At 67.1% G+C, this 1,004-nt stretch carries 1 protein-coding gene; it reads right to left on the bottom strand.

The genetic code is table 11. The features are described from left to right. Positions 1 to 14: 14 nt before the first annotated feature. The coding region (locus A5714_RS06240; protein WP_068283844.1) for a glycosyltransferase at positions 15 to 1,004 on the bottom strand (990 nt) is incomplete at its 5' end.

Genomic DNA, 1,004 nt, shown 5'->3' with positions numbered 1-1,004 from the left:
CGCGGCATGACGAGTCACACCGTGGTGCGAGCGAATTTCTCCAGGAGGTCGGCGGTGTTCTGCACGCTGTCGGCGGGCTTGGTCATGTGGCTGGCGATCTGCCGGGCGCGCACCGCGTAATCCGGCGCCAGCACCCGGCGCAGGTCGGCGGTGAGGGTTTTCCGGGTCGTCGCCGAAAAGCGCCGCGTCGTCCCGACTTTCAAGCGTTTGAGCTGCGCTCCCCAAATGGTCTGGTTGGCGTCCATGGACAGGATCACGGTGGGAACGCCCGCGCGCATGCTGGCGGCCGTGGTGCCTGAACCGCCGTGGTGGACGACCGCGCGGCAGACCGGGAAGATCGCCGCGTAATTGACCGCTCCCACCACCTTCACGTGCTCGAAAGACGGCGCACTGCTGAAATCGCTGTAGCCGGCGCAGATCAACGCCCGCTCCCCCAGCTCGGCGCACGCGGCGCCGATCATTTCCACCGTCGCGGCCGGGGATGCCACGGGCATGCTGCCGAATCCGAAACAGATCGGCGGGGTACCGGCGGCAATCCACGACGCGACCTCGTCATCGGCGCCGGTGGCCAGCTGCATCGTCAACGTGCCGACGAACGGTCGCTGGTCACGCCAGTCGGCCCACTCGTCGGCCAAGCCCGGGAAGCACACCTCGTCGTAGGCCTGAATTTCCAGCGACCGCCGTTCGATGATTCGCCGGGGCGACGGCCCCGTCGCCTTCGGCAGACCCAGCTCGCGGCGTTGGGCGTCCTCGACCTTCTTGTTCAGGCGCCAACAGAACCAGTCGAACCCCACCATCGACGACCGCGCCAATGGCGCGGGAAGCAAAGACACCACCTGCCCGTTGGGCCGCATCGGGACGTGGTGCAGGGTGGCCAACGGGAGGTCGTAATACTCGGCAACGTTCGCTGCGGGTTCCTGGTAGCTCTGGCCAGCGAAGATCAGGTCAGCCCCGTCGGCCAGGGAAAGCAGCGTCGTGTTCATGTGGCGCCAGCATTGGTCGCT

Origin of the sequence: Mycobacterium sp. E2462 (assembly GCF_001672685.1) — a bacterium.
GTDB lineage: Bacteria > Actinomycetota > Actinomycetes > Mycobacteriales > Mycobacteriaceae > Mycobacterium.
Note: the sequence above shows the minus strand (reverse complement) of the source record. Positions and strands in the feature narration are given on the sequence as shown.